General features: G+C 52.3%; 2 tRNA genes and 3 rRNA genes. All 5 read right to left on the bottom strand.

The features are described 5' to 3' along the window. Positions 1–80: 80 nt before the first annotated feature. The 5 genes from rrf to C7972_RS23550 all read right to left on the bottom strand — a co-directional run bounded on the left by rrf (position 81) and on the right by C7972_RS23550 (position 5,489). Positions 81–192 (bottom strand): 5S ribosomal RNA (gene rrf / locus C7972_RS23570). A gap of 177 nt (positions 193–369) precedes the next feature. After that, positions 370–3,207: ribosomal RNA gene (locus C7972_RS23565) — 23S ribosomal RNA — on the bottom strand. 255 nt (positions 3,208–3,462) lie between these two features. Then, positions 3,463–3,536, bottom strand: a tRNA-Ala gene (locus C7972_RS23560). Positions 3,537–3,807: 271 nt separating this feature from the next. Beyond that, positions 3,808–3,881, bottom strand: a tRNA-Ile gene (locus tag C7972_RS23555). Between the two features lie 84 nt (positions 3,882–3,965). Beyond that, positions 3,966–5,489 (bottom strand): 16S ribosomal RNA (locus tag C7972_RS23550). The 16S, 23S and 5S rRNA genes sit together here with 2 tRNA genes alongside, the layout of an rRNA operon. Between the last annotated feature and the right edge of the window lie 145 nt (positions 5,490–5,634).

Below are 5,634 nucleotides of genomic sequence, written 5' to 3'. Positions count from 1 at the left end.
AATCACGCCCAAGGCGTGCCCTTTTATTAAAGTTCGGACAAAAAAAAGCACCTACCGTAAAAACGGCAAGTGCTTTCAAAAAAAGGCGGCGGCCTACTCTCCCACTTGGTGTAGCAGTACCATCGGCGCAGACGGGCTTAACTTCCCTGTTCGGAATGGTAAGGGGTGGGCCCCGTCGCCATGGCCACCTAAAATCGTATATACTTTAATTAATGTCCGGTACCTGCAGCGGATGCCGCGCAAGCTCGGGACATGACATAATAATGGGACAGGGCGGCCGTTTCGGTCGCACTAAAATAAGGTAAGGTACACGTACTGTTGTTAAAAAAAAAGGTTTGTTGCCTCCCGTGGTCTCCCACGGGAGGGCGTTTGCGCAAGCCAACGGGCAATTAGTACCACTCGGCTACGGACATTGCTGCCCTTCCACCTATGGCCTATCGACGTGGTCATCTCCCACGGCCCTTTAAAGAAATCTCATCTTGTGGCGGGTTTCGCGCTTATATGCTTTCAGCGCTTATCCCATCCCGACATAGCTACCCAGCAATGCCCCTGGCGGGACAACTGGTGCACCAGCGGTCGGTCCAACCCGGTCCTCTCGTACTAGGGTCAGGTCCACTCAAATTTCTAACGCCCGCAGTAGATAGAGACCGAACTGTCTCACGACGTTCTGAACCCAGCTCGCGTGCCACTTTAATGGGCGAACAGCCCAACCCTTGGGACCTTCTCCAGCCCCAGGATGTGACGAGCCGACATCGAGGTGCCAAACCCCCCCGTCGATATGAGCTCTTGGGGGAGATCAGCCTGTTATCCCCGGCGTACCTTTTATCCTTTGAGCGATGGCCCTTCCATGCGGAACCACCGGATCACTATGCTCTACTTTCGTACCTGGTCGACCTGTATGTCTCTCAGTCAAGCGCCCTTGTGCCATTGCACTCTGCACACGATTGCCAACCGTATTGAGGGCACCTTTAGAAGCCTCCGTTACTCTTTTGGAGGCGACCACCCCAGTCAAACTACCCACCACGCACTGTCCTCCCATAAGGGAGTTAGGCCCCGGACAAACAAAGGCTGGTATTTCAACAATGACTCCACCACACCTGGCGATGCAGCTTCAAAGTCTCCCAGCTATCCTACACATTGGTTGCCCAAGGTCAATACGAAGCTATAGTAAAGGTGCACGGGGTCTTTTCGTCCCACTGCGGGTAACCGGCATCTTCACCGATACTACAATTTCACCGAGCTCATGGCCGAGACAGTGTCCAGATCGTTGCACCATTCGTGCAGGTCGGAACTTACCCGACAAGGAATTTCGCTACCTTAGGACCGTTATAGTTACGGCCGCCGTTTACTGGGGCTTCAATTCAATGCTTCTCCTTGCGGATGACATCTCCTCTTAACCTTCCAGCACCGGGCAGGTGTCAGGCCCTATACTTCTTCTCTCGAATTTGCAGAGCCCTGTGTTTTTGATAAACAGTCGCCTGGACCTCTTCACTGCGGCCACGCTAGAAGCGTGGCGACCCTTCTCCCGAAGTTACGGGTCTATTTTGCCTAGTTCCTTAGCCATGAATCTCTCGAGCGCCTTAGAATACTCATCCCAACCACCTGTGTCGGTTTGCGGTACGGGCTGCTTCACTTGGTTTTCTCGGAGGATGTTAAGCTGGATTATCACCTTGGCCGGAGCCTCAGTGTACTATCGGGGCGTCACCGCTCCCTTCAACGTACTATTCCGTCAGTACGCACCAACGCCACATCCCCGTCACTTTTAACGTGAGCAGGTACAGAAATATTAATCTGTTGTCCATCCACTACCCCCTTCGGGTTCGCGTTAGGTCCCGACTGACCCCCAGCTGATTAGCATAGCTGGGGAAACCTTGGTCTTTCGGCGTGCGGGTTTCTCGCCCGCATTATCGTTACTTATGCCTACATTTTCGTTTGTAGCTCCTCCACCACGCCTTACGGCCTAGCTTCAGCGGCACTACAATGCTCCCCTACCCCTCTGTACCGAGTACAGAAGTCACAGCTTCGGTGATATACTTATGCCCGATTATTATCCATGCGGAACCGCTCGACCAGTGAGCTGTTACGCACTCTTTAAATGAATGGCTGCTTCCAAGCCAACATCCTGGCTGTCAATGCAGTTCCACCGCGTTATATCAACTTAGTATATACTTGGGGACCTTAGCTGGTGATCTGGGTTCTTTCCCTCTCGGACATGGACCTTAGCACCCATGCCCTCACTGCGCACAATCATTTTATAGCATTCGGAGTTTGTCAGGAATTGGTAGGCGGTGAAGCCCCCGCATCCAATCAGTAGCTCTACCTCTATAAAACTTTGTACACGCTGCACCTAAATGCATTTCGGGGAGTACGAGCTATTTCCGAGTTTGATTGGCCTTTCACCCCTACCCACAGGTCATCCCAAGACTTTTCAACGTCAACGGGTTCGGTCCTCCACTGTGTGTTACCACAGCTTCAACCTGCCCATGGGTAGATCACACGGTTTCGCGTCTACTACTACTGACTACGTTCGCCCTGTTCAGACTCGCTTTCGCTACGGATCCGCACCTGAAGTGCTTAACCTTGCCAGTAAAAGTAACTCGTAGGCTCATTATGCAAAAGGCACGCCGTCACCCCCGAAGGGGCTCCGACCGCTTGTAGGCGTATGGTTTCAGGATCTTTTTCACTCCCTTGTTCAGGGTTCTTTTCACCTTTCCCTCACGGTACTGGTTCACTATCGGTCTCTCAGGAGTATTTAGTCTTGGCGGATGGTCCCGCCGGATTCATACAGGGTTTCACGTGCCCCGCACTACTCAGGATACCGCTATCGATAATGTTCTTTGCTCTTACGGGACTATCACCCTCTACGGTCCCTCTTTCCAAAGGGTTCTGATTCATCCCACATCGAATATCGCGGTCCTACAACCCCGCAGCTGCCGAAACAGATACGGTTTGGACTAATCCGCTTTCGCTCGCCACTACTCACGGAATCACTTTTGTTTTCTCCTCCTCCGGCTACTTAGATGTTTCAGTTCACCGGGTTTGCCCCCCTTGCGGGGTACTATACCTTCAATATAGTGGGTTGCCCCATTCGGATACCTGCGGATCATATCGTATGTGCCGATCCCCGCAGCTTTTCGCAGCTTATCGCGTCCTTCATCGCCTCTGAGAGCCTAGGCATTCCCCATACGCCCTTATCCAGCTTGTCGCCAGACCTTTTAATCTATTTCCGGGCCCATCTTCCGCGGCAGCGTCCGAAGGGCCCTCTCTTTACTTGTACTTTACTTTACTTTCGTGTTTCTTTTTCAGCGTGCGCCAAGACCTGAATCTTTCGCGCACCCTGTCCCAATATGTCAATGAACGTTTTGGCCATCCCAATCATCCCTTTTGCGGCCTTTGGCCGGGACAACGGCAATGTATTGCCAATGTGGAGAATACCACGCCGTAGCGTGGTGAACTCCTTAGTGGAGAATATCGGAGTCGAACCGATGACCTCCTGCGTGCAAGGCAGGCGCTCTAGCCAGCTGAGCTAATCCCCCGTTTGTCCTCAGTGATCAGTCAACAGTTATCAGTCAACAATTACTTACAACGGTCACTCAACCCCTAGAATTTCCTTATTCAATATTTTCAATCAATGAACGTGTTACTTCTTTTTTAGACGAACACCATGACCCATAAAGGCCAACGCGCCATCCGGCCCCATCGCCATAAAAGTCCACCGGACTTTCCATAAACCCCCGGCCCCGTAGTCCCGGGCAGACCTACCGCCCTTGGCGGCATGGACTCCTCGTCCGCACCCCGTCTACTTTGTAGTCTCAGGCAGACTCGAACTGCCGACCTCTACATTATCAGTGTAGCGCTCTAACCAGCTGAGCTATGAGACTCACTATAGTTTGTTTTTATAATCATAAAGACAGAAATCGAAAAAACGGGCCCCTGAAAAAAGCCCCGACGGGCAAATTCTCTAGAAAGGAGGTGTTCCAGCCGCACCTTCCGGTACGGCTACCTTGTTACGACTTAGCCCTAGTTACCGATCTTGCCCTAGGCCGCTCCTTGCGGTGACGGACTTCAGGCACTCCCGGCTTCCATGGCTTGACGGGCGGTGTGTACAAGGCCCGGGAACGTATTCACCGGATCATGGCTGATATCCGATTACTAGCGATTCCAGCTTCACGGGGTCGAGTTGCAGACCCCGATCCGAACTGTGACCGGTTTTATAGATTCGCTCTGCCTTGCGGCATGGCTGCTCTCTGTACCGGCCATTGTAGCACGTGTGTGGCCCAGGACGTAAGGGCCGTGATGATTTGACGTCATCCCCACCTTCCTCGCGGTTTGCACCGGCAGTCCCGTTAGAGTCCCCATCTTTACATGCTGGCAACTAACGGCAGGGGTTGCGCTCGTTATAGGACTTAACCTGACACCTCACGGCACGAGCTGACGACAACCATGCAGCACCTTGTGATCTGCCCGAAGGAAACTCTATCTCTAAAGCTGTCAGACCACATTTAAGCCCTGGTAAGGTTCCTCGCGTATCATCGAATTAAACCACATGCTCCACCGCTTGTGCGGGCCCCCGTCAATTCCTTTGAGTTTCATCCTTGCGGACGTACTCCCCAGGTGGGATACTTATCACTTTCGCTTGGCCGCCCAGATTTGCATCCGGACAGCTAGTATCCATCGTTTACGGCGTGGACTACCAGGGTATCTAATCCTGTTCGCTCCCCACGCTTTCGTCCATCAGCGTCAGTATATGGTTAGTAACCTGCCTTCGCAATCGGTATTCTATGTAATATCTATGCATTTCACCGCTACACTACATATTCTAGTTACTTCACCATAACTCAAGACCACCAGTATCAAGGGCAATTCTACGGTTGAGCCGCAGACTTTCACCCCTGACTTAATGGCCCGCCTACGGACCCTTTAAACCCAATGATTCCGGATAACGCTCGGATCCTCCGTATTACCGCGGCTGCTGGCACGGAGTTAGCCGATCCTTATTCTTACGGTACCGTCAGAAGGGCACACGTGCCCCTTGTTCTTCCCGTACAAAAGCAGTTTACAATCCATAGGACCGTCTTCCTGCACGCGGCATGGCTGGATCAGGCTCCCGCCCATTGTCCAATATTCCTCACTGCTGCCTCCCGTAGGAGTCTGGTCCGTGTCTCAGTACCAGTGTGGGGGATCCCCCTCTCAGGGCCCCTACCCATCGCTGCCTTGGTAAGCCGTTACCTTACCAACTAACTAATGGGACGCATAGTCATCCTGTACCGTAGCCTTTAATGCAATAGTGATGCCACTACTACATACCATGGGGCATTAATCCAAATTTCTCTGGGCTATTCCCCAGTACAGGGCAGATTCTATACGCGTTGCGCACCCGTGCGCCGGTCGCCGGCGGATAAGCAAGCTTATCCCCGCTGCCCCTCGACTTGCATGTGTTAGGCCTGCCGCTAGCGTTCATCCTGAGCCAGGATCAAACTCTTCATCGTTGATTCTTATATTACTTCGATCAACCCGTAAAAGCATTTTTCCCGGCCCGTTATTTCGATTTATTTCTCTGCGCCACATCCCCGTTACCGGGTATGTGGCACGCTGTCTTTACAATATATCAATGAACTTGTTTCTCTTCTTTTC

It is taken from the genome of Arenibacter sp. ARW7G5Y1, from assembly GCF_003201775.1.
Classification (GTDB): domain Bacteria; phylum Bacteroidota; class Bacteroidia; order Flavobacteriales; family Flavobacteriaceae; genus Arenibacter.
The sequence above is the reverse complement of the archived record's forward strand: the minus strand, read 5'-3'. Positions and strand labels throughout refer to the sequence as shown.